The 21,111-nt window shown below is 38.1% G+C and carries 16 protein-coding genes; 1 reads left to right on the forward strand and 15 read right to left on the reverse strand.

The window, feature by feature from the left end; translation table 11 throughout:
- Positions 1 to 19: 19 nt before the first annotated feature.
- Positions 20 to 715 carry an L-ribulose-5-phosphate 4-epimerase gene (locus LKW28_RS02880; protein WP_229138824.1) on the reverse strand — a complete coding sequence of 232 codons (696 nt, stop codon included), beginning with the start codon at positions 713 to 715 and terminating at the stop codon, positions 20 to 22.
- A 19-nt stretch (positions 716 to 734) separates the two neighbouring features.
- Positions 735 to 2,342, reverse strand: a complete 1,608-nt coding sequence (locus tag LKW28_RS02885; protein WP_229138825.1) for a xylulokinase — start codon at positions 2,340 to 2,342, stop codon at positions 735 to 737.
- A gap of 312 nt (positions 2,343 to 2,654) precedes the next feature.
- Here LKW28_RS02885 and LKW28_RS02890 point away from each other — a divergent pair, with 312 nt between their 5' ends.
- Positions 2,655 to 3,746, forward strand: a complete 1,092-nt coding sequence (locus LKW28_RS02890; protein WP_229138826.1) for a GntR family transcriptional regulator — start codon at positions 2,655 to 2,657, stop codon at positions 3,744 to 3,746.
- 38 nt (positions 3,747 to 3,784) lie between these two features.
- Here LKW28_RS02890 and LKW28_RS02895 read toward each other — a convergent pair whose 3' ends face one another.
- From LKW28_RS02895 to LKW28_RS02955, 13 genes are all read right to left on the reverse strand, one after another.
- The gene (locus tag LKW28_RS02895; RefSeq protein ID WP_229138827.1) at positions 3,785 to 5,785 is read right to left on the reverse strand and encodes a beta-galactosidase; all 2,001 of its coding nucleotides are present in this window, start codon (positions 5,783 to 5,785) and stop codon (positions 3,785 to 3,787) included.
- 22 nt (positions 5,786 to 5,807) lie between these two features.
- Positions 5,808 to 6,497, reverse strand: a complete 690-nt coding sequence (locus tag LKW28_RS02900; RefSeq protein ID WP_324255000.1) for a rhamnogalacturonan acetylesterase — start codon at positions 6,495 to 6,497, stop codon at positions 5,808 to 5,810.
- Between the two features lie 3 nt (positions 6,498 to 6,500).
- On the reverse strand, positions 6,501 to 8,582 hold the full coding sequence (locus LKW28_RS02905) for a glycosyl hydrolase 115 family protein (RefSeq protein ID WP_229138828.1): 2,082 nt from the start codon (positions 8,580 to 8,582) through the stop codon (positions 6,501 to 6,503).
- 672 nt (positions 8,583 to 9,254) lie between these two features.
- Positions 9,255 to 10,286 (reverse strand): glycoside hydrolase family 88 protein, encoded by a 1,032-nt coding sequence (locus LKW28_RS02910; protein WP_229138829.1) that lies wholly within the window; start codon positions 10,284 to 10,286, stop codon positions 9,255 to 9,257.
- A 28-nt stretch (positions 10,287 to 10,314) separates the two neighbouring features.
- Positions 10,315 to 10,575, reverse strand: coding sequence for a DUF6171 family protein (locus LKW28_RS02915; protein ID WP_229138830.1), 261 nt, complete (start codon positions 10,573 to 10,575; stop codon positions 10,315 to 10,317).
- The gene (locus LKW28_RS02920) at positions 10,565 to 12,076 is read right to left on the reverse strand and encodes an alpha-N-arabinofuranosidase (protein ID WP_229138831.1); all 1,512 of its coding nucleotides are present in this window, start codon (positions 12,074 to 12,076) and stop codon (positions 10,565 to 10,567) included. The genes LKW28_RS02915 and LKW28_RS02920 overlap by 11 nt, the downstream gene beginning before the upstream one ends.
- 73 nt (positions 12,077 to 12,149) lie before the next feature.
- Positions 12,150 to 12,788: a YesL family protein gene (locus LKW28_RS02925; RefSeq protein ID WP_229138832.1), complete on the reverse strand. Its 639-nt coding sequence runs from the start codon at positions 12,786 to 12,788 to the stop codon at positions 12,150 to 12,152.
- A gap of 80 nt (positions 12,789 to 12,868) precedes the next feature.
- The gene (locus tag LKW28_RS02930; RefSeq protein ID WP_229138833.1) at positions 12,869 to 13,714 is read right to left on the reverse strand and encodes a carbohydrate ABC transporter permease; all 846 of its coding nucleotides are present in this window, start codon (positions 13,712 to 13,714) and stop codon (positions 12,869 to 12,871) included.
- 2 nt (positions 13,715 to 13,716) lie between these two features.
- The gene (locus tag LKW28_RS02935) at positions 13,717 to 14,610 is read right to left on the reverse strand and encodes a carbohydrate ABC transporter permease (protein ID WP_229139047.1); all 894 of its coding nucleotides are present in this window, start codon (positions 14,608 to 14,610) and stop codon (positions 13,717 to 13,719) included.
- Between the two features lie 156 nt (positions 14,611 to 14,766).
- Complete coding sequence (locus LKW28_RS02940; RefSeq protein WP_229138834.1) at positions 14,767 to 16,068, reverse strand: ABC transporter substrate-binding protein; 1,302 nt, start codon at positions 16,066 to 16,068, stop codon at positions 14,767 to 14,769.
- 164 nt (positions 16,069 to 16,232) lie between these two features.
- Entirely contained in the window at positions 16,233 to 17,540 is a 1,308-nt protein-coding gene (locus LKW28_RS02945; protein ID WP_229138835.1) for an ABC transporter substrate-binding protein, read from the reverse strand.
- Positions 17,541 to 17,744: 204 nt separating this feature from the next.
- Positions 17,745 to 19,301 (reverse strand): response regulator transcription factor, encoded by a 1,557-nt coding sequence (locus LKW28_RS02950; RefSeq protein ID WP_229138836.1) that lies wholly within the window; start codon positions 19,299 to 19,301, stop codon positions 17,745 to 17,747.
- Positions 19,294 to 21,060 (reverse strand): cache domain-containing sensor histidine kinase, encoded by a 1,767-nt coding sequence (locus tag LKW28_RS02955; RefSeq protein ID WP_229138837.1) that lies wholly within the window; start codon positions 21,058 to 21,060, stop codon positions 19,294 to 19,296. The genes LKW28_RS02950 and LKW28_RS02955 overlap by 8 nt, the downstream gene beginning before the upstream one ends.
- Positions 21,061 to 21,111: the final 51 nt, after the last annotated feature.

Raw genomic sequence — 21,111 nt, forward strand, 5'->3', positions numbered from 1 at the left:
CTAGATTAATAGTTTTCGATTATTTTTGACCGTAATAAGCATTTTTCCCATGCTTTCGTAAATAGTGCTTATCTAAAACACGTTGCGGCAAAATTGGAGCAAAATGATTTAATTCGCGTGCGAATAAATTCATTTTTGCTACTTCATCCAATACAACACTATTTATGACCGCTGATTTAACATCCTTGCCCCACGTAAATGGACCATGACCTTGGAGTAAGATACCTGGAACAGCTAAAACATCTAGCCCGCGTTCTTCAAATGTTTCGATAATGACATGACCTGTTTGTGCCTCATAACCCTCATCAATCTCCTCTTGAGTTAAGAAACGAGCACATGGAATAGAACCATAGAATGTATCTGCATGAGTCGTCCCCATCGCCGGTACATCAAGTCCTGCTTGAGCCCAAATCGTGGCCCAAGTGGAATGAGTGTGCACAATTCCACCGATTTCTGGGAAATGGTTATAGAGGACTGCGTGAGTCTTTGTATCTGAAGATGGGTTCAACTCTCCTTCTACAATATTCCCTTTTAGATCAACAACGACCATATCACTAGGTTTCATAGATTCATAATCGACACCGCTGGGTTTGATTACAAATAAACCACTTTCACGATCAATCGCACTTGCATTTCCCCATGTGAATTTCACGAGTCCATGCTTAGGTAAGTCCAAATTCGCTTGATATACCTCTTCTTTAAGTTGTTCTAACATGTCTTAAGCCCTCCCCCATTCATATAACCAAATGATTCACAGCGGCCTTCTCAATCGCTAAGCCTTTTTTATACCGTTCAATAAAATCTTCAAATCCTTTAACGTCATCCCCATCTGGATACATTTTTTGTCCATCTGCATCTTCAAAAACCTTCTTGTCTAGGAAGTCTGCTAAGCTTTCATCTGCAGTTTTGTTATTCATATAAGATGCTAGAATAGCCATACCCCAAGCACCGCCTTCTCCAGCTGTTGCCATAACTGAAACTGGCGTATTCATTGCGGCTGCTAATATTTTCTGTCCAACCACAGGTGTTTTAAATAAACCACCGTGGGCTAAAATGCTGTCAATTGTTACATTTTCCTTCTTTGTTAAAATATCCATTCCCATTTTTAACGCACCAAAAGAAGTAAAAAGGTGAGTTCGCATGAAGTTTGCCAAATTGAAATGACTCTCGGGTGACCGGACAAATAATGGTCGACCTTCTTCTAACCCTGTAATATTTTCACCTGAAAAATAACCGTAGCTTAGTAGGCCACCACCATCTGGGTCCGCTTCCAAAGCTTTATTCAACATCACTTCATATAATTTGTCCTGTTCAACCTTTTGTCCCATTGCTTCGGCAAACTCCTTGAACAATCCAAGCCAAGCATTGATATCACTTGAGCAGTTATTCGCATGAACCATGGCAACTGGACTTCCGTTTGGTGTTGTTACCATATCAATTTCTGGATATACTTTTGAAAGTTCATTTTCTAAGACAATCATTGCAAAGACGGAAGTTCCAACTGAAACGTTACCGGTTCGCTTCTTCACACTATTTGTAGCAACCATTCCTGTTCCTGCATCACCCTCTGGTGGGCAAACAGGAATGCCTGGCTGTAATTCCTGTGACCGATCAAGAATTTTTGCTCCAGCTTCTGTTAATTTTCCGCCATGTTCACCTGATACAAGTACCTTAGGAAGAATATCTTTTAGCTTCCAAGGATAGCTCTCGTTTGCTATTAATTCATCAAACTGCTTGAGCATTGATTCATTGTAGTCTTGTGTCGTTTCATCAATTGGGAACATTCCAGAGGCATCTCCTATGCCTAAGGCTTTGTTTCCGGTCAGTAACCAATGAATGTAACCCGCTAAAGTTGTCATAAAATGTAATCGCGGTAAATGTTTCTCTTCATTAAGAATGGCTTGGTATAGGTGAGCAATACTCCATCTTTCAGGAATATTGAAATTAAATTTTTCAGTCAATTTCTTTGCCGCAACTCCAGTTGTGGCGTTACGCCAGGTTCGAAACGGAACTAGTAGCTCACCTGTTTTGTCAAACGCCAGATACCCGTGCATCATGGCAGAAAATCCAATTGAACCAATCGTTCGAATTGTGATTCCATAGTTTCGTTCAACTTCCTGTTTCATTTCACTGTAAGCTGTTTGCAAGCCAGTGATAACATCGTCTAAGTTGTACGTCCAAAATCCGTTTTCCAAGCGATTTTCCCATTCATAACTTCCGGATGCGATTGTTTCAAATTGATGATTAATTAACACTGCTTTAATACGTGTGGAACCTAATTCGATTCCTAGTGATGTTTCTCCCTTAGCAATCGCTTCTTTACTATCTACTCGAACTGCCATCACGATAACATCCCCTCTCTGGCAATAATTTTAATATGGATGCTTATTCTGTTTTCTTTTTTAAAATTACACCCCAAGTATATTTTCTGTACGTACATTTGTCAATAATATTAAAAAATATACAGACAATTATTTAGAAGTTGGTTCAATTTTTCTTCGTTATTTGTTATGATTTTAGAACATGAGTAAAAGTTATTTGTCCATTATAGCTGTGATTCCTTCTATTTCCGACACTGCCATGATAGAATATGTCCATACAACTATACTTAGTGTGAAATATGTATGCTTGAACTACTGAAAGAAGTGAATAAAATGAAACCCAAATATCAGGTCATCATTGATGACATTAAAAGTAAAATTCTTTCCGGTGATTATAAAGTTGGAGAACAAATACCTACTGAATTTGCGATGCAAGAAAAGTACGAAGTAAGCAGGCACACAGTAAGAAAGTCCATTTTAGAGCTATCAAAAGAAGGGTTTTTACGAAGTGAAAAAGGGTCTGGCACGTATGTTAGCAACCAATATCGATCAAAATCCAATGGACATTCAACAAAAAAAACAATCGGTGTCATCACAACCTACATCTCTGATTACATTTTCCCATCAATTATTCGTGGAATCGAAGCGAGATTGAATGAGGATAATTATTCGCTTCTTCTGGCTAGTACAAATAATGATGTCGAACTAGAAAAAAAGGCTTTGGAGATGATGTTATCATTTGGGGTAGACGGTCTAATTGTCGAACCTACCAAAAGTAATCTGTACAATCCTAATATTTCATACTATCTATCATTTAAGGAACAGGATGTACCGTTCATCATGATCAATGCTTATTATGAGGAATTGGAGGTTCCTTTCCTATGTCTTGATGACGTTCAATCCAGTTATCTCGCAACAAAGGAATTAATTTCAAAGGGGCATATACAGATTGGACTCATTTCCAAAAAAGATGATTTACAAGGAAAATACCGAATGAAAGGATATATAAAAGCACTTGGAGAAGCCAAACTACGATTTCAACCAGAGTTAGTGCTTTCATACGATACTGAAACGAAAAAGCATCTTTACACTCATTTAAAAGAGTTCATAAACGAAAATAAGGACATGCTGACAGCTCTTGTATGCTATAACGACGAGATTGGATTGGAAGTAGCAAATGTATGTAGAGAACTTGGGATTTCCGTTCCTGAAGAGTTATCTATTGTAGGGCAGGATAATTCGTATATTGCCAAGAATGCAAATATCAAACTAACGACATTAACCCACCCGCAAGAACAAATGGGACGTGATGCAGCGGATTGGATTATAAAGAAATTACAAGGTAAGAAGGATTTACCTAATGAAACTATTTATCAGCCCGTGTTGATTGAAGGAGAAACTGTAAAAGAATTAGAAGTCCAATAAAAGCAACGCCTAAGTAGACGTTGCTTCTTTTTAATACTCTAGTTCTCGTTAAATTGAATAATCTTATATTCAAAACCACTAAGTTCGATTTTTCCTGGATTAACGACTTGATTTGTCTGCATATCGACACCGGTTTTTGGGATCGTGACAGAACCGCCTTTACCATCCATATTGATAATAAACCAAACACTGGAACCGTCCCCTTGTTTTGCTTGTCTTGGAACTACGATGGTTCCGGGTGATACATCGGTTCTTAGGGTCAGATTTGCTTGTTGTGAATAGTGATTGATTAGATTCTGAAGGAGTAGATCTCCGGCCTCTCCAGTTGGTAAGGATCCGAGCATGACAATTTTACCCTGACCAATTGTATGCTCTGAAATGAAGGATTTTCCTTTCGACAGCCCTTCTTCGATCATTCCAATGGAAGTCTTAGAATCTGCTTCAAATACTGAGCTCCATAAGCTTAATGGTGCGGAAATATCAAAGGCACGTCCAATCGTTTCTGTTCCATCCATTGGATAGGTGTACAATACATTTACTCCGGTAATCTTCTCAAGCTCACCTAGAGCACGATCTGTATGGATCGTATGATTTTCAGTCCGTCCCCCAGTTAAAGGACCGACTATCCAAGTGCCACCATTCTCTACAAACTTCTTTGCATGTTCAATATATTCAGATGATAGATAGTGAATGAACGGTGTAAATAATAGCTTGTATCCATCGAGGCTTGCTCCTTCAGGTATTAAATCCCGATGTATCCCCATCGTTACCACCCGTTTATAAAAGTCGGCGAATAGGACTCGATAGTTTAGCCCTTGATGCGGCTCGGTTTTCATGAATGCCTCTGCTCTGTCAGAATACGTAATCGCAAGTTCTGCTTGAGAAGGGTTTGTTGAAAGAATGATCTCTTCAATTTCCTTTCTCATTTCCGCTACTTCTAGCACATTTTCAAAGCCAACAGTCGGTTTCCCCCACGCGCTTATGACGGATCCATGTGGCTGTTCACAGCCAGCTCGCTGCTGTCTCCATAACCAATAACAGAAAGCTTCAGCACCTAATGCATAAGCTGCCACTGCTTCGGCTTTCAAATATCCATTCGGATGTGCAATCGCATGACTCTCCAAGGATGCTGCATATGACGGACTTGTTTCCATCACCCAGTGGCCTGTTCCCTTTTTAAAATTTCTCCATAAATCATGAAGCATAAGATAATTCGGGAAATTATCGATCATTGTGTAAGTGTCAAACGATGCAAAATCCAAGTTTTTGAACAATCGCTCGTTATCAACACTAAAGAAAACAGAGCTATTATGCGTAATTGGTGCAGTAGAATACTTTCTTATGATTTCAGCCTGTCCATCGGAAAACTCAGCAATTTTCTCCATCGAAAAGATTTGGTACATGGTACTTAATGATGAATTGTGTAAAAATGGAGCTGGTCCTGGCTGAGGTACTTGTTCAAAGCTCAGGTAAGCTTCACTCCAAATATCCGCCCCCCATGCATCATTTAAATTTTCAATTGTTTCATAGCGTTCCTTTAACCAAAGATGCCATTGTTCTTGGCAGGTTGGACACATACATTCACTCACATGACACTTAAATTCATTATCGATTTGCCACCCAATAACACCTGGTAGACTTCCAACTGCTTTTGCTAGATTTTCAGTTACGAGTGATGCTCTTTCCCGAAAATATGGATGGTTCGTACAGGCGTGCTGTCTTGAACCATGCCCCATCACCTTCCCGTCACGATCAACATACATGCGTTCCGGATGTCCGTGTGTAAACCATATTGGAGGGGTAGGTGTTGGCGTACACATGACTGTTTCAATGCCATTTTTAAAAAGCTTTTCAACGATGTTCACAAAGAAACTTAAGTCAAATTTGCCTTCCTCGGGTTCCATCTTAGACCATGCGAATTCTCCGATTCTCACCACATTAATACCCGTTTGTTTCATTAACCTGATATCTTCTTCTATGACGGATTCGTTCCAAAGCTCTGGATAGTAGGCCGCACCGTGATATAATTTCTTACCCATCTTCATCACCTCATTTGTTTTTCTACTGTTTAATAAAAGATTTGATTGGCAGATCTAATTCTTGGATTCCTTCAAGAACAAGCTTTCCAACTTCCCTTGCACCATGCTCACAAAAATGAGTGTTGTCTTGAACCCCATCCGGGTAATTTGGATTTTCATTTGGTGCAAACCACGTGAATAATTGCTTGGAACCTTCAGGACCCAGTGTTTCATAAAGTGTTTTTGTTTTTTCCCATAGGTTTATCAGTGGAACATCTAGCTTTTCAGCTAATTGAATCATGGCAATTGGATAGTCACCGAGACTACTTTGGATCTTTCCTTGTTCATCAAATGCTCTGCGTTGAACGGAAGTCACTAAGACGGGGATGGCTCCCTTCTCTCTCGCTCCATTCACATATTTGGTTAAGTTTGATTGATAGGTAGTAAATGGATCGGTACCAAACGATTTTTGGTCATTATGTCCAAATTGAATAAATAGGTAATCATCAGGTTGGATGAAATGAAGGATGGTATCTAAATAGCCTTGTTCCATAAATGTATTCGTGCTGGCTCCACCCTTCGCAAAGTTATGAACCTTCACTTGATCTGTAAAAAAGGATTGAAACACCTGTCCCCAACCAGCCATTGGTGCCTCATGTTTCGGGCAACTCGCGACAGTAGAATCACCTGCTAAAAAAAGATTTGTCATATCAGAAACTGGATTGTTTTTCATATATTAATCCTCCTTATCTAGTAATTTTTCTGCTAGTTTAATGGCTAACTCATCGTTTGACAATGGATTGCGATGAGTGTTTTCCAAGTAAATATGCTTTTCTGTTTCTGGCATAATATATTCCTTATACCATAAAAAGAAATGAGGGCTATCGCCATGCATCCGCACAAATCTACGTGCTGTATCTAGTGATTGAATCGTACTCTCAATATTCGTTAACCAATCGGCACGGTAAAAGTTTTTCCATTTTCCATGTTCTGCCCGTTGAAACGCTTGTTGTCCCAGCTTATAGGCGCCAATAGCTTTTGATAAGTAAACAAATGCAAGAGGATATTTTTCCTGAACGAAAGCACTATACGCACTACATAACAAGATAAATCCCTTACATCCAGAAACATGCAGTTCGACTTGGAAAATAAATTGATCATAAAAGCGTGTTTGATCCTCATTTTTCAATTGAGGTAAGAGTTCCTGGCAATTTTCTAAAAGCTCTTCCCAACTATTTAAGGCCGTCTCACACTTTTCCTTAAACCAGTGAACCTGTTCTGAAAAAGGGACATCACCTGTTGCCCAGAAAAGCTTTGAATCAGGTACATTTGATTTTCCCTGTAACCAATGCCCTATGATTCGTCTTGCATTATGATGGTAAAATTCCTCTCCCGCTCGATCATCTGAGTGAACGCCATAGTGTATCGTACAATCAAAGTAACTCGTATAAAGATTGATGATTTCATTTGCATTCGATGAGTAAAGACGGTTCACAAATGTATGTAAATGATTGGCTACGTTGATATTTCCGTTATTCCATAATTCCTTCATTAAATCTAATGTATAAAGATGCGGCCGTATATTTCCGCTATTTAGTAAGAGGTAAGAGTCAGCCCCCTGGCGAAAAGCCTGCTCAACCTCTTCCTTAATTAGTTCGGGTGAAGAAGGAAACATCGTCAAATGATTGGAAGCCTGCAGGTCGTGAAAAGTAATATGATAATAAATACCATGTTCACCGAAATCCTTTTCAGTTGGCAAAGCAGGAATTCTGCCTTTTTCATTTCCCTGACGGCGCGACACCATTTTGCCGTAGCCATTATCAGCCCAAATCTTAATGATTTCATCAGGTACATCAATATGCCCAGATTTATAGAGTTCTGCTATTTCTCCATATAAAGCCATGCAGCAAACTGGCTCCTCCACTGCTTGACAGACCATTTCATATTGCCTTCTGACTACCTTGGAAATCATGTCGCCTCGTTTTTCCGGTGTGTCAAACTGCGGATCATACAACCAAAACGGTGCATCCCCTTGTCCACGAAATGATAATACCCACACAATCTTGTCGTCTTTTTGTTTTTGAATCGCTTCTTCCCATAATGCTTCAAACAATTCTGGGTGATCTTGATAACTTGGTGTTTTATTGGGGTAAGCTCGTAAGAACATTTCGGCACCCAAAGGTTCGGCATGATGATGAGTTACCCAAAGCCCCATTTCTGATGCTAACTCTGCATGTATTCCATGTTTAGGCAGGTCAGTTCCTGGAATCACCATATTTCCGCCGCATCTTAATAAAGCTTCAAAAACGGGAACCCATACCTCTTTCGTTGGAGGGTATTCCTCCTTCCAGCCAATCAGACAAACCTCATCATTCACAAACCAGCCACGGTATTTTACCTTTTTTTCTTCGGAATCATAAGATACCGTTGGGATAGGAATGTCATTTTTTTGTAGTATCGGTATATCTGCCCAAAACCAAAATGGGTCTACCCCTAAATATTTTTCGCTGTAATAAAGCAAACCATAAATGATTCCCAAATCGTCATACCCGATAATATGAAATGACCATTTCCCTTTATTCTCTACGAACCGAAAGCTAAAAGCTTCAGGTCTCGCTGGACATTCCTCATCGTTCTCTGCATAGCGAATGACAATATCGGCAGTTTCGGATACCAGTGTTTGAAGTAGCGGTGTCTTTCCGAATACATGAAGATGATCTCTTCGAATCATATCCAGCGCATGCTTTACTGGGTTTGTTAGTTTGTCTGGCACGGAAATGATTGAGTTCGCATTAATCACCACACATGAAGGCTGCATCTGTTTTCCTCCTTATGAATCTAGTACTCTAACAATTAAATGGCATATGTGGCTTGAACTCTATGTTGAGTTTCGATAATTTGCATTAAATCTGAGATTTATGCTTCGAACTTCGATTATTTGCGTCATCTCCACGATATTTGCGTCGAACTCCGATTATTTGCGTCATATCCACGATTTATGCTTCGAACTCCCGTTATTTGCGTCAAATCCACGATATATGCGTCGAACTCCCGTTATTTGCTTCAAATCCGAGATTTATGCGTCGAACTACGATTATTTGCGTCAAATCTGAGATTTATGCTTCGAACTTCGGTTATTTGCATCAAATCCGAGATTTATGCGTCGGAACTTCAGCTATTTGCATCAAATCCACGATATATGCTTCGAACTCCGGTTATTTGCTTCAAATCTGAGATTTATGCTTCGAACTCCGGTTATTTGCTTCAAATCTGAGATATATGCGTCGAACTTCGGTTATTTGCTTCTAATCTGAGATTTATGCTTCGAACTTCGATTATTTGCTTCAAATCCGAGATATTTGCGTCGTCCCGCGATTATTTGCATCATATCCGGGATTTATGCTTCGAACCCCGATTATTTGCTTCAAATCCAAGATTTTTGCGTCGTCCCGCGATTATTTGCTTCATATCCGAGAGAGATGAATACTCGTCATGTTACTATTGATTTCCTTTTTAATACCTGTGACAAAAAAGCAAGTGCGAGACCTTGGCCCCAGCCTTGAACCCGTTTAAATGGTACTTCCTTATAGCCATTGGCATCAAACATAACCGCCGTTCCAGAGGAAACTCCCATCACCGAACCGTCTTCTTTTATTTTTCCAAGAATGCCATGAATCGACCGTTGAATGTATTTGTTATATAATTTTCCTCTCGTTAATAATGCAGCAGCAATCCCTGCAGAGCCAGATGTCTCGAGATAGGATGAAGGATCATCTACAATTGTATGCCATAGTCCTGTCTCTGATTGAAGACGAACTAATGCACTTAGTTGATCACGTAACGAATCGGCGATAATCATATAAGATGGATGCTGCACTTCAATAAGCTCAAGTGCTCTAGCCATCGTATAAGCAGCCCAGCCGTTGCCTCTTGCCCAAAAAATACTAGACATATGGTTCTGCGCTAAATTGTCCCATCCATGGTAATAAAGATTCGTATCGTCATCCTGTAGAAATCTTTCATGTCCATGATATTGTTTTAATCCAAAATTGAAAAAGTCTTCCCTGTCTAACAAATGACCGATTCTTAACAGAAAATATCCTGCCATAAACATCGTGTCTACCCATGCTTGCTCAGGAAAATGATATTTGTCTCCATTGACGGTATGCTGCAAGACTCCATCATCAAAACGCTCCGCATCATGAAGTAAGAACTCCGCCATTTTTGTGGCATGTTCAATGTATTTTTCATCATTTGTTGCCTTATATAGGGTAAGCAGGATATGTCCGATCGACGAGGCGTTCACCGTTAGCTTTGGCAGACCATCCTCCAGCTCCTCATCTACCCAATTTTTCACAAATTGTAAATACTTATCTTCTCCGGTTGCTTCATACGCTTCAGCAATACCATAAAACGCAACCCCTCCAGGCCAATCCCAACCAAAATCCATATTTATTGTTCTCTCAATAACTTGGTCAATCGCCTGACAAATCTTGTTATCTTCCAGTACTAGCTGTGGCATACTTTTTCCTCCTCGTTTTGTTTTACACTCAGCGTTCCTTGGTCCACTTTGTATCCACTGGATTTGGACAGCTCTTCTGTTTAAATTTCGCTTGATAGTTTACGATAAACCCTCCGTACCTGCAGGTGGTTCCATATTGCAGAGCAGTGCAGCTGTTACATTCTTTTAAACGAGTTTCATAGATTTCATCTGTTACAATTAATGAAGGATCTTCTTCAGCTTCTATTACAAGTTTCTGAATGACTTCGTCTGAAACAATAACTGTTTCTTTGCATCCCTTACAAGTCATTAAGTAAGCCCACTTTTGAATCGATTGATAACGTCACAATAGACATTGCTGGTAACTCGATGTGCAGTCTATTTTGTATAAGGGTTACACCATGAAAGTCTTCTACCTTCACGACGTCGGGTTGTTCAAAGGTATTATGAGCATTCATGCTGTCACCTGTTAGGATTGTTCCAGTTACACTTATCTGTGAAGTATGTAATCCACGTAATTCTAAGTCCAGTACTGCTGCATTTTCATGATCGATATTACAAAGGCTAATATGAGTCTTCCCTTCAGCGTTCTTAGATGCGGATACGCTTACCTGCGGAAGAATTTGACCATCATATTCATAGTTGCCATAGAATGGCTCAACATCGAGACGTTCAGCATCCTGGTGAACTTTAAACATATCAAATACATGATAAGTTGGAGTTAGAATCATTTTTTCCCCTTCTGTTAAAATCATCGCTTGTAGAACATTTACGGTTTGAGCAATATTGGTCATTTGAACGCGATCGCTATGCTTATGAAAAATAGTAAAATGCAGACCAGCTACTAGAGCGTCACGAAGTGTATTTTGCTGATATAAGAAACCTGGATTAGTCCCTTTCTCAACGTTAAACCAGGTACCCCATTCATCAATGATGAGCCCTACCCTTTTTTCTGGGTCATATTGATCCATGATACTGCTATGTTTCGTAATCAATTCATCCATATGCATAGCCTTTTTCATGGTAATGAACCATTCATTTTCTTCGAAGTCCACTGCCGAACCCTTATCAGACCAAGGACCGGGTACGGTGTAGTAATGGAGACTGAGTCCATCCATCATTCGATGGGCATTTTTCATTAACACTTCTGTCCAATGGTAATCACTAGAGTTCGCGCCCCCAGCGATTTTATAAATTTTGTTTCCATTATAATTTCTGACATAAGTCTGGTATTGACGATAAAGGTCTGCATAATATTCAGCCCGCATATTCCCGCCGCAGCCCCAGTTTTCATTTCCTACTCCAAAATAGGTTAATTTCCATGGCTCTTCTCTGCCGTTTTCACGTCTCCAGTTTGCCATTGGGGATTCGCCTTCAAACGTCATATACTCCACCCATTCGGACATTTCCTGAACGGTTCCGCTCCCCACATTTCCGCAAATATATGGTTCACATTCCAATAACTCACATAAAAGCATAAACTCATGGGTTCCAAAATGATTGTTTTCAACGACACCGCCCCAATGGGTATTGACCATTCGCTTACGAGTTTCCTTCGGACCAACCCCATCCTTCCAATGATACTCGTCCGCAAAGCATCCTCCTGGCCATCGAAGCACTGGAACCTCAATATTCTTCAATGCCTCTAAGACATCGTTACGAATCCCTTTTGTGTTTGGAATGGGAGAATCCTCACCAACCCAAATTCCTTCATAAATACATCTCCCAAGATGCTCTGCAAAATGACCATAAATATTCTTATTTATTTTTCCACGTTGAATATCTGTATTTACAATAATTGTGTTCTCCATGGTATACCCCTCCAACATTTTTTGTTTCACAAATTAGTAAAAAACGGGTCTCAAAAGTTGAGGACCCGATTTGTTATTGTTCTTGAAGCAAAAGCTTTGATTTTCGATCTACTTTTTCAAATGCATTCATCGCAGGCTTCATAATAAACAGTGCTAAGAGATTTCCGCTATACAGAATAGAAATTGGCGGTGCAAAAGAAAGAGCAAAAACAATCCCAAAGCTTCCTATTAATAGATAAAAAGTAGATAATGGATTCATAATCATGACAAAAAAGGAACTCTTAACCACCTGTTTGATTTTCATATCATAATGTACATACATTGGAATGATATAGAAAACCATGGCAACAAAAATTAATGTAACAAAGCACAAAGGTACAAATAGCATGGATACAAATTGATTTGTTGCGTGTAAAACAAACTGAAAGTCAATGTATAAAACCAAACTAATCGCTGTAATTAAAAGACCAAGCAAATTACCTTTTACAAATTCACGTTTATACGTAGTCCAAAATGTCTTAAAAATAGATACATCATCATTTCCTAGCATCCATTTTCTCGCAACCGCAAACAATGCAAGCGTTGCAGGAAAAAAGCCAAATATGCCTAAACCGATAATCGCAAATGAAATCCATAATAAATTTAAGAATGCTAGCCGTGAAATCCATTCTAGCAAACTATAGAAACCGCCAAAAAAACCTTTTGTCTCCATTGATAATCCTCCTTTGCCTTTTTTACATTAACTTAAAGGGAATTTGCCACCCCATAACGAAGTGGCAATCTTGTTATCATTCATCCCTTTAACCCACTCATACTGATACCTTCCACAACATGACGTTGGAAGATAAAGAATATGATAAAGACTGGAAGTAATGAGACTACCGACATTGCAAACATCGCTCCCCAGTTTGATACGGTTTCATTACTTAAGAACATATTTAATGCCATCGAAACGGTATACTTAGCTGGTGAGTTCAAGTATAGAACTGGTCCTAATAAATTTTCCCACGTCCAATAGAAGGAGAAAATTGACGCTGTTGCCAATGCTGGTTTAATTAACGGCAAGATAATCCTAGAAAAAATTCCAAAGGTATTACAGCCATCAATAATCGCTGCTTCATCTAATTCTCTTGGAATCGTCCTAATAAATTGAACTAAAAGGAAAATAAAGAATGGATGTCCAAAGTAGGCTGGGATAACTAGCGGCTTAATTGAGTTTAGCCAATCAAGTTTTGCAAAAATGATATATTGTGGAACCATTAAAACATCATGTGGAAGCATTAACGTTACCATCATGATTCCAAACCAAAGTGTTTTGCCCTTAAAATTTAATCGTGCAAACCCGAAGGCTATAAATGCTGATGAAATGACTTGTCCTATTAACGTTAATACAACCAGTACTGCTGTATTTTTAATGAAAACCCCGAAGGAATGCCCTCCAATTCCTTTCCATCCATCTGCAAAGTTCGTCCAAATCCAAGGGTCTGGGAGAAGTGATTTAGCCGTAATAAAAATCGTATCACTTGGTTTAAATGAACTCATGAGGAGCCAAATAACGGGATAAAGCATGACAATCGCAAAACCACCAACAAGTATGTGGTATATCCACCATCTTGGTGTCTTCATTTTCGATTTCATTGTTATTTGCCCCCTTCCGATTCATAGTGAACCCATAATTTTGATGTCGTGAAAATGATTACCGTTAAAATACCTACTATAATTAACATGATCCATGCCATTGCTGAAGCATAACCCATATTAAAGAACTCAAAACCTTGAATGAATAGGTATAAAGAGTATAGAAGTGTTCCATCTAATGGTCCACCTGTACCTTTTGAAATAATAAATGCTGGTACGAATGTCATAAAGGCAGCAATTGTTTGCATGACTGTATTAAATAAAATCACTGGGCTAAGCATTGGAAGGGTGATTTTGAGGAATTGCTGGAATCCATTAGCACCATCAACGCTAGCAGCTTCATAATAACTTCTTGGGATACTTTTTAATCCTGCTAAGAATATGAGCATGGAAGAACCAAATTGCCAGACAGATAAGAAGATGAGCATCCATAATGCTGCTGTTGGGTCACCAAACCATCTAACAACCGGAAGTCCGATTAAGTCTAATAAAATATTAACTACACCTAAATCCCCAAAGACATTTCGCCACATAATCGCAACGGCTACACTTCCACCGATAAGGGAAGGTAAATAAAATAAGGTCCGGTATAATCCAACCGCTTTGGAAGCCGTATTTAACATCATGGCAATTAACAAAGCAAAAGCTAGTCTTAATGGAACCCCAGCAAAAACATAGATAAGGGTCACTTTTAAAGATTGCCAGTAACGAGGATCTGCTGTAAACATTTTTTTGTAGTTATCCAAACCAATCCATTTTGGCGGCGCAAATAAATTGTAATTGGTAAATGAAAAATACAAAGACACTACAATCGGTATTAACGTAAACGCTAGGAAACCGATAATAAACGGACTAATAAACGCATAGCCTGTCATGTTTTCCTTGAAAGCACGCATTCGCTTACTAACCGGACGAATCGGGATATTAGCGTTAACTTTGTCCTTTATTACAGGTGTACTCATGTTTTCATCTCCTTTTTCTCTGATTTCTTTCCCTAAGATGAAAGGACGATAGCTAATCGTGCAGAGGATTAGCTATCGGTTTGCTACATATTATTTATTTTGAGATAGGACACTTTCTGCTTGTTGTCTGAATTGTTTAGCTGCATCCTCAACTTTAAGTTGACCATAGTTCATTTGCTCAGATAAAGCATCAAGTGTTTCAATCACTTCACCCGCTCCAACTGGATCTGGACCGTCAAAGCTTGAACTATTACCATCAGCCCACTCAATATAATCAAATACTTGAACTTGTGCTTCACTTAGTTCAGGTTTTAGAGCTTCCTGTACCTTAGGTGAACCTGGTACACCACGATCCCCAAGATTTAATTTGTTTGCTTCAATATCATTGATCATGAAGTCGATAAACTTACCAGCTTCTTCTTGGTGTTTTGAATTATTGGCAATTGACCAGAACATACTAGGCTTTAAGTAAAGTCCTTTATCTGCATCAGGTCCTGGCATACCTACCATTTCTAATGGTCGATTCGCAACTTGTTGCAATCCTACAAATTGGTTTGACCATTGGAAAATTCCGATTGCATCTTCAGTAACCACAGGGTCATCTTCAATTCCTTTTAACTGTGCTAAATAGTCAGGAGTTGGTGTAGAACCGTTTTTAACCATACCCGAATGCATTTCGAAGAAGTCGATAAATAATTGATCATCATCATATCCTAAACCAGTGCCATCTTTGCCGAAAAGTGATTTTCCTTGTGTTCTTAAGTAGTAATTAAAGAACACATCTGCCTTCATTCCTGTGTCCATATAAACTCCAGCATCTTTAGCTTTTTGGGCAATTTCTTTATAATCATCCCAAGTCCAATCCTCTGGAATGCTGTCTACTCCGATAGTTTTTAATAACGCAGGGTCAAAATGGAATCCGACAGCGTTCACGCCGGAGCTAAGTCCAACCAACTTGTCGCCTAACTTACCAGCATCAACATAGTTGTCAGAAAGATCACTTGTATCAATTTCTTTACCTGCAAATGGTCCCATATCAGCTAATTGACCATTTTGTCCATATTGAGACAAATACGATAAGTCCATTTGAATAATATCTGGAAGCTCATTTGCCGCTGCTTGTGGAGCAAGCTTCTTCCAGTAATCATCCCATGCTGCATATTCAGCCTCGATTTTTACGTTTGGATTTTGTTCTTCATACATTTTGATAATTTCAAGCGTGTAGTCATGTCGTGGTTGAGAGCCCCACCATGCAATCCGTAGAGTGACTTTGTCATCTTTTGATTTTTCCTTATCACCTGATTTTTCGCCATCACCTGATGAGCCACTACTACATGCTGCTAGTGATACAACTAAAAGCAAGGAAACGAATAATACTAAGAACTTCTTCATCTTTTTATCCCCCTCTTTTTATGAAAGTGTTTACATTCTTATTATGAAGGTTATTTGCAATTGTCTGAATTTAAAATTCAGTCCAATTTGTTTAAAAATCAGACTTTTGTATGAAAAAAATGCTCGATTGAACAAGGATACATTCTTGTTCAATCGAGCACACTTTAATTGGCCGATCTTTTCTTATTTTTTAAAATATCATTTGCTTCTGATCTAAATAGTTCTGCACCTTCACTAGGGGTTATTTTCTTAAATAAAATCTGGTCCGAAAGATCCTGTAATAAATTGACTACTTCAAAGGCATTTAAAGGATCTGCCTTTTCAACCTCATAATGATTCGTTTTTACTCTTTCAACATACTCGAACATTCTTTTCTGGTTTTCAGTCAGAACATCTCCCATTTGATCAACAACTGTTGATGAAATGGGGACACCTCTTTCACCTTTGATGATTTTATTTGCCTCAATATTATTAATAAAGAAATTTATAAATTGAGCGGCTGCTTCTTGGTTTTTTGAGCTCTTTGAAATCGAAAATAGCATACTCGGCTTCAAGGTCAGACCTTCAACCTGTCCAGGACCTGGAGGGGGAATAATATCAAGCTCACTTTCGGCAGCTTCTGAGAAACTGATATACTGATTAGAGTATGCCCATGTCATTGGTGTTAATTTATGCATAAAAAGACTATGTTCAATTCCATTAATCTTTTCAGTTACATCTGCCCTTGGAAATGCGCCTTTCTCTAGTAAGCGGATTTGCATATCAAAATAGTCGATAAACAGCTGATCATCCTCATATCCCAAACCTGTCCCGCTATCATTATACAAACTCTTACCTTGTGTTCGTAAAAAATAAGAGAAAAAGACATCAACAGATTTCATCTCATTAGTACCGTAGATTCCTAGTCGATCATGGACCTGTGTTACGATATTTTCATAGTCAGTCCAGGTCCAATCTGTTTGAGGTAATGACCCTATTGCTGATGAAAGCAGTTCGCGATCTACAATGACGGCTGGGGCATTCAACCCCAATGGAATACCATATAAATGGTCCTCAACCATTCCTCCTGAAAGTATGTCTTCGGAAATTCCTTCTGTTTCAATGACCCTATCTTCGACAAATGAAGATAGGTCCTCAAGGGTATTATTTTCACTATATGTTTTTAAATAGACAAGATCCATTTGAATAATGTCTGGAAGTTGTTTTGCAACTGCCATAGGGGCAAGTCTTTTCCAATAATCATCCCAATAGGCATAATCGGGTTCAATATGGATATAGGGATATTTTTTTTCAAATAATTCAATGACCTTCATCGTATAATCATGACGAGGTTGCTCACCCCACCAAGAAATCTTTAACGTAATCTCTTCATGTTCAGTACTCTTAACGAATTCCATAAACTTTGCTTGCTCACAACCACCGACAACAAATACCATTACGAGGGACAGAGTTGATAGCAACCACTTTTTCATAATTTTTCCCCTTTTAAAAAAATCAAATACGCCTTGGCGTATTTGCGCCCGATTTTAAGGCCCACACGATGTGGGTCATGAAGACGTTGCCACAGGAAGTGGCGTCTTTAGTCTTCGATCTTACAGCTCGAAAAATTTCATCTGAAAAATCGTGGCATCCGCCGGAGGCTTTTATAGCAGAAGTCTTCTACTTCTGCTATAAAGTTACCCTAGTAAAGATTCTCTCTTGTATTCTGATGGTGTATATCCTGTATGCTTTTTAAATACTTGACTAAAATATTGCGGGTTATCGCCGTATCCAATTTTTTCAGCGATTTCGAATACTTTTACATCGCTTTCTTGATCGATTAATTGAATTGCCAATTCAATTCGCTGTTTTGTAATGTAATGTGAGAATTTTTCTCCCGTTTCCTTCTTGAATAGTTTTCCAAGATAGTCGGCATTCATATACAGCATTTCATTCGACACCCAATGTAAAGATAAATTTTGATTCCCAATATGTTTATGGATGATATCAATGACCTTATTAATGATTGTCGAATGCTTATTCTTATTTTGAGAATAAAAGGCTAAGGTTATTTCTTTAGCCACATTTTCAAAATAGGATTTCATTTGTTGGATTGTATCCATTTCCAACAAACTTGTTAAGCTTGTTAAATACGTATTCATTTGTTTCACTTCACATAATCGAATCATGGCATTATAAAGTTGAATTACATATGATTTTGTAATATTAATATCTTGTTTTAAATACAGTAAACGGTTAAAGAAAGAATGTAGTTCTTTTTGAACCTCTTCCCCAGAACCCGCTTTTACAAGGCGGCAAAATTTTTGATCATCGTAATAGAATTGCTCCTCACTAATCTCGTGATGATCGGAAATATCCTTTTTCGTAATCACTCCACCTTCACCTAAATAAAAACGATAGCTTAAACAGTCAAGTGCTTCCTTGTATAAGTTATTTGCATGACTGATATCCCCGCCATCGCTAACAGCAACAGTTGAATCTAAGAAATAATATTGAAAAAAAGTATCTTTTATCTTTGATATTTTTGATTGTAAGGAAAGTTCCACTCCACAATCTTCAATTAAAAAAAGTACCATTTTTCCTACTGTACAGCTCATAATATATGGCGTCAAAATTTGTTCTGCTATATTTTTTATCGCAAAAACTTGTTCAAATTCATATTCACCTTCAAGTTGAAATAACACGACTCGTACATGCGCAGATTGTATATCTACTTGAAAAAGATTTTGATAGTATTCTAGATCTCGATTCTCATAGTGATTTGTTATAAATTCCTTAAGGAGCTGCTCCTTTGCATATGGCATCACATTTGCAAGCGTATTCTTCATATTGCAAACAAATTCTTCACGATTCCGTTCTTGCGTGAGATCATCACAAAGTTCGACTATGGCATCCATAATGCTTTTCTCATTACACGGCTTTAACAGATAGTGCTTTACTCCATATGACATCGCTTGCTTCGCAAAATCAAATTCACTAAATCCGGTTAACAATACGAAACGGATTTCAGGATAGACTTGATGAACCTTTTCAACTAACTGCAGCCCATTCATCCCTGGCATTTTAATATCGCTTACTACGATGTCCGGCTTTTCTTGTTCGATTAAGTTGAAAGCTTCTATTCCATTTCTTGCAGTAGCCATTAACGTAGTCCCCATCGACTTCCAATTAATTACCTTAGACATCCCTTCAGTAATAATTTTCTCATCATCTACTAACAATACTTTATACATATTCCTCCCCCTTATCATAAGGCAGAACAATAATTACCTTTGTTCCTTCATTAGGTGCACTTTCAATGGTAATGCCATATTTTTCTCCAAATGAAAGCTTAATACGGTCATTGATATTCGTTAAACCTACACCTTGACCTCTTGTCTTTATCTCTTTATTTTTAATTTTTTCTAATATCTGTGGTTCCATCCCTGGACCATTGTCCTCGACAATTAGGCTAAATGAATCATCATGAGTGATTGAATAGATTCGAATCTTACATGGTTCAATCATCGGCTCTAACGCGTAATGGATGGCATTTTCAACAAGAGGCTGTAATGTTAATTTTGGAATGATAAACTTATTTAAATCAGAGTCAACCTCCATATGAAAATCCAATCGATCCTCAAAACGGTATTGTTGAATAATGATATAATTCTTTACTGTTGAGAGCTCCTCTTCAATCGTAATTAACGGCTTTTTCAAACTTATCGAATTACGCAATAAGAAGCCAAGTGATTCTACCATATTCGAAATTTGAGCTTGTCCATTTGCTTTAGCTAGCCAGTTAATTGATTCCAGCGTATTGTATAAAAAATGCGGATTGATTTGAGCCTGCAATGCCTTAAATTCTGTCTCTTTAATTGTTAGTTGTTTGGAGTAGTTTTCATTAATTAGTTCATCAATTTGCTGAATCATTGTGTGGAAATTTTGTTGAAGCTTCCCAACTTCATCATCCTGAATCGACGATTTGAGTACTTCTTTTCTTGCTTCTTTAAAATCGCCTGCTGACATTTGCTGTATTCCTGCTACTAGATTTTCTAAGGGAATTGTGATATTCCTTGCAAACCGCATTCCAAATATCGTGACAAAAATAAACATGAGAATGAAGACAAAAACCAATAATGATTTGATTAAGCTAATATCCTTAAAGACTTGATTAAATGGAATCGCATTCACATATCCCCAATCAAAATAATTAGACTTTCGATACACCTGAAAGTATTTTTTTTCACCTATCTCCTTTATTTGATAACCGGAGTGTGAATCGAGTACCGTATCCTTTAAGTGAAGGGGTGGATCAGTTGGGAAAATAATTCCTTGTTGATCGGCTATCAGAAAGTTTCCATCTATTTTCTTCGATCCAGCTAACGTATTTCCGACAAGCTTATCCATATTAATAAAGATAATAAGTGTACCCAGCTTTTCGAAACTTAAATTGTTATAGTCCTTAATTTCTCTAGCTGTAACAATGGTAAAGCCATTTTCTTTAGGATTTATCCAAATATTACTTCCATCTGCCTCATTTGCCGCGCTTGTAATGTCGATTTTTTGTTTTTCTTTTAGTTTTATCGCTCTTGGCCCAGCTACATACTCTTCTCCATTTGCATCTACTAAATTTACCGATAAAATATACTCTTCCTTATTCACATAACTGAGCAATTTATCGTTCATTTGGGTGCGAAGAACAAATTTTTCATATTCTGAACCATCCGCATTCAATTTTGAAAGATATTGTTGGATTTGCGGGTCTGTTAATATCTTATATGAAACATCTTCCATATTTTTCAATTCAATTTCAATGCTATTTGAAGTTGTACTTAATACTTGTGAAGATTTACTATAGAGCTGTTCATCATAGATTTGAAATGCATATTGCAGGCCTAAAAAAGTAAATAGAAATGAAATAATCATGATCCATGAAACAAGTAAAAATAGTTTATATTTAATTTTTAAATTTCCATAGCTTATTCGTAAACGACGAATGGCATTTTTCATTTTTTATCTCCATAGATCGTATTGTAAGCGCGCTCAATTCTAGTGTAATAG

Source organism: Bacillus sp. REN16 (genome assembly GCF_020731355.1).
Taxonomy (GTDB): Bacteria; Bacillota; Bacilli; order Bacillales; family Bacillaceae_L; genus Ferdinandcohnia.

Coding starts and splice junctions, on each gene's coding strand:
- LKW28_RS02925 (WP_229138832.1), bottom strand. CDS start 12,788: ATGGAGACAAAAGGTTTTTTTGGCGGTTTCTATAGTTTGCTAGAATGG.
- LKW28_RS02945 (WP_229138835.1), bottom strand. CDS start 17,540: ATGAAAAAGTGGTTGCTATCAACTCTGTCCCTCGTAATGGTATTTGTT.
- LKW28_RS02920 (WP_229138831.1), bottom strand. CDS start 12,076: ATGGAGAACACAATTATTGTAAATACAGATATTCAACGTGGAAAAATA.
- LKW28_RS02955 (WP_229138837.1), bottom strand. CDS start 21,060: ATGAAAAATGCCATTCGTCGTTTACGAATAAGCTATGGAAATTTAAAA.
- LKW28_RS02940 (WP_229138834.1), bottom strand. CDS start 16,068: ATGAAGAAGTTCTTAGTATTATTCGTTTCCTTGCTTTTAGTTGTATCA.
- LKW28_RS02905 (WP_229138828.1), bottom strand. CDS start 8,582: ATGCAGCCTTCATGTGTGGTGATTAATGCGAACTCAATCATTTCCGTG.
- LKW28_RS02935 (WP_229139047.1), bottom strand. CDS start 14,610: ATGCGTGCTTTCAAGGAAAACATGACAGGCTATGCGTTTATTAGTCCG.
- LKW28_RS02885 (WP_229138825.1), bottom strand. CDS start 2,342: ATGGCAGTTCGAGTAGATAGTAAAGAAGCGATTGCTAAGGGAGAAACA.
- LKW28_RS02910 (WP_229138829.1), bottom strand. CDS start 10,286: ATGCCACAGCTAGTACTGGAAGATAACAAGATTTGTCAGGCGATTGAC.
- LKW28_RS02895 (WP_229138827.1), bottom strand. CDS start 5,785: ATGGGTAAGAAATTATATCACGGTGCGGCCTACTATCCAGAGCTTTGG.
- LKW28_RS02880 (WP_229138824.1), bottom strand. CDS start 715: ATGTTAGAACAACTTAAAGAAGAGGTATATCAAGCGAATTTGGACTTA.
- LKW28_RS02915 (WP_229138830.1), bottom strand. CDS start 10,575: ATGACTTGTAAGGGATGCAAAGAAACAGTTATTGTTTCAGACGAAGTC.
- LKW28_RS02900 (WP_324255000.1), bottom strand. CDS start 6,497: ATGAAAAACAATCCAGTTTCTGATATGACAAATCTTTTTTTAGCAGGT.
- LKW28_RS02950 (WP_229138836.1), bottom strand. CDS start 19,301: ATGTATAAAGTATTGTTAGTAGATGATGAGAAAATTATTACTGAAGGG.
- LKW28_RS02930 (WP_229138833.1), bottom strand. CDS start 13,714: ATGAAATCGAAAATGAAGACACCAAGATGGTGGATATACCACATACTT.
- LKW28_RS02890 (WP_229138826.1), top strand. CDS start 2,655: ATGAAACCCAAATATCAGGTCATCATTGATGACATTAAAAGTAAAATT.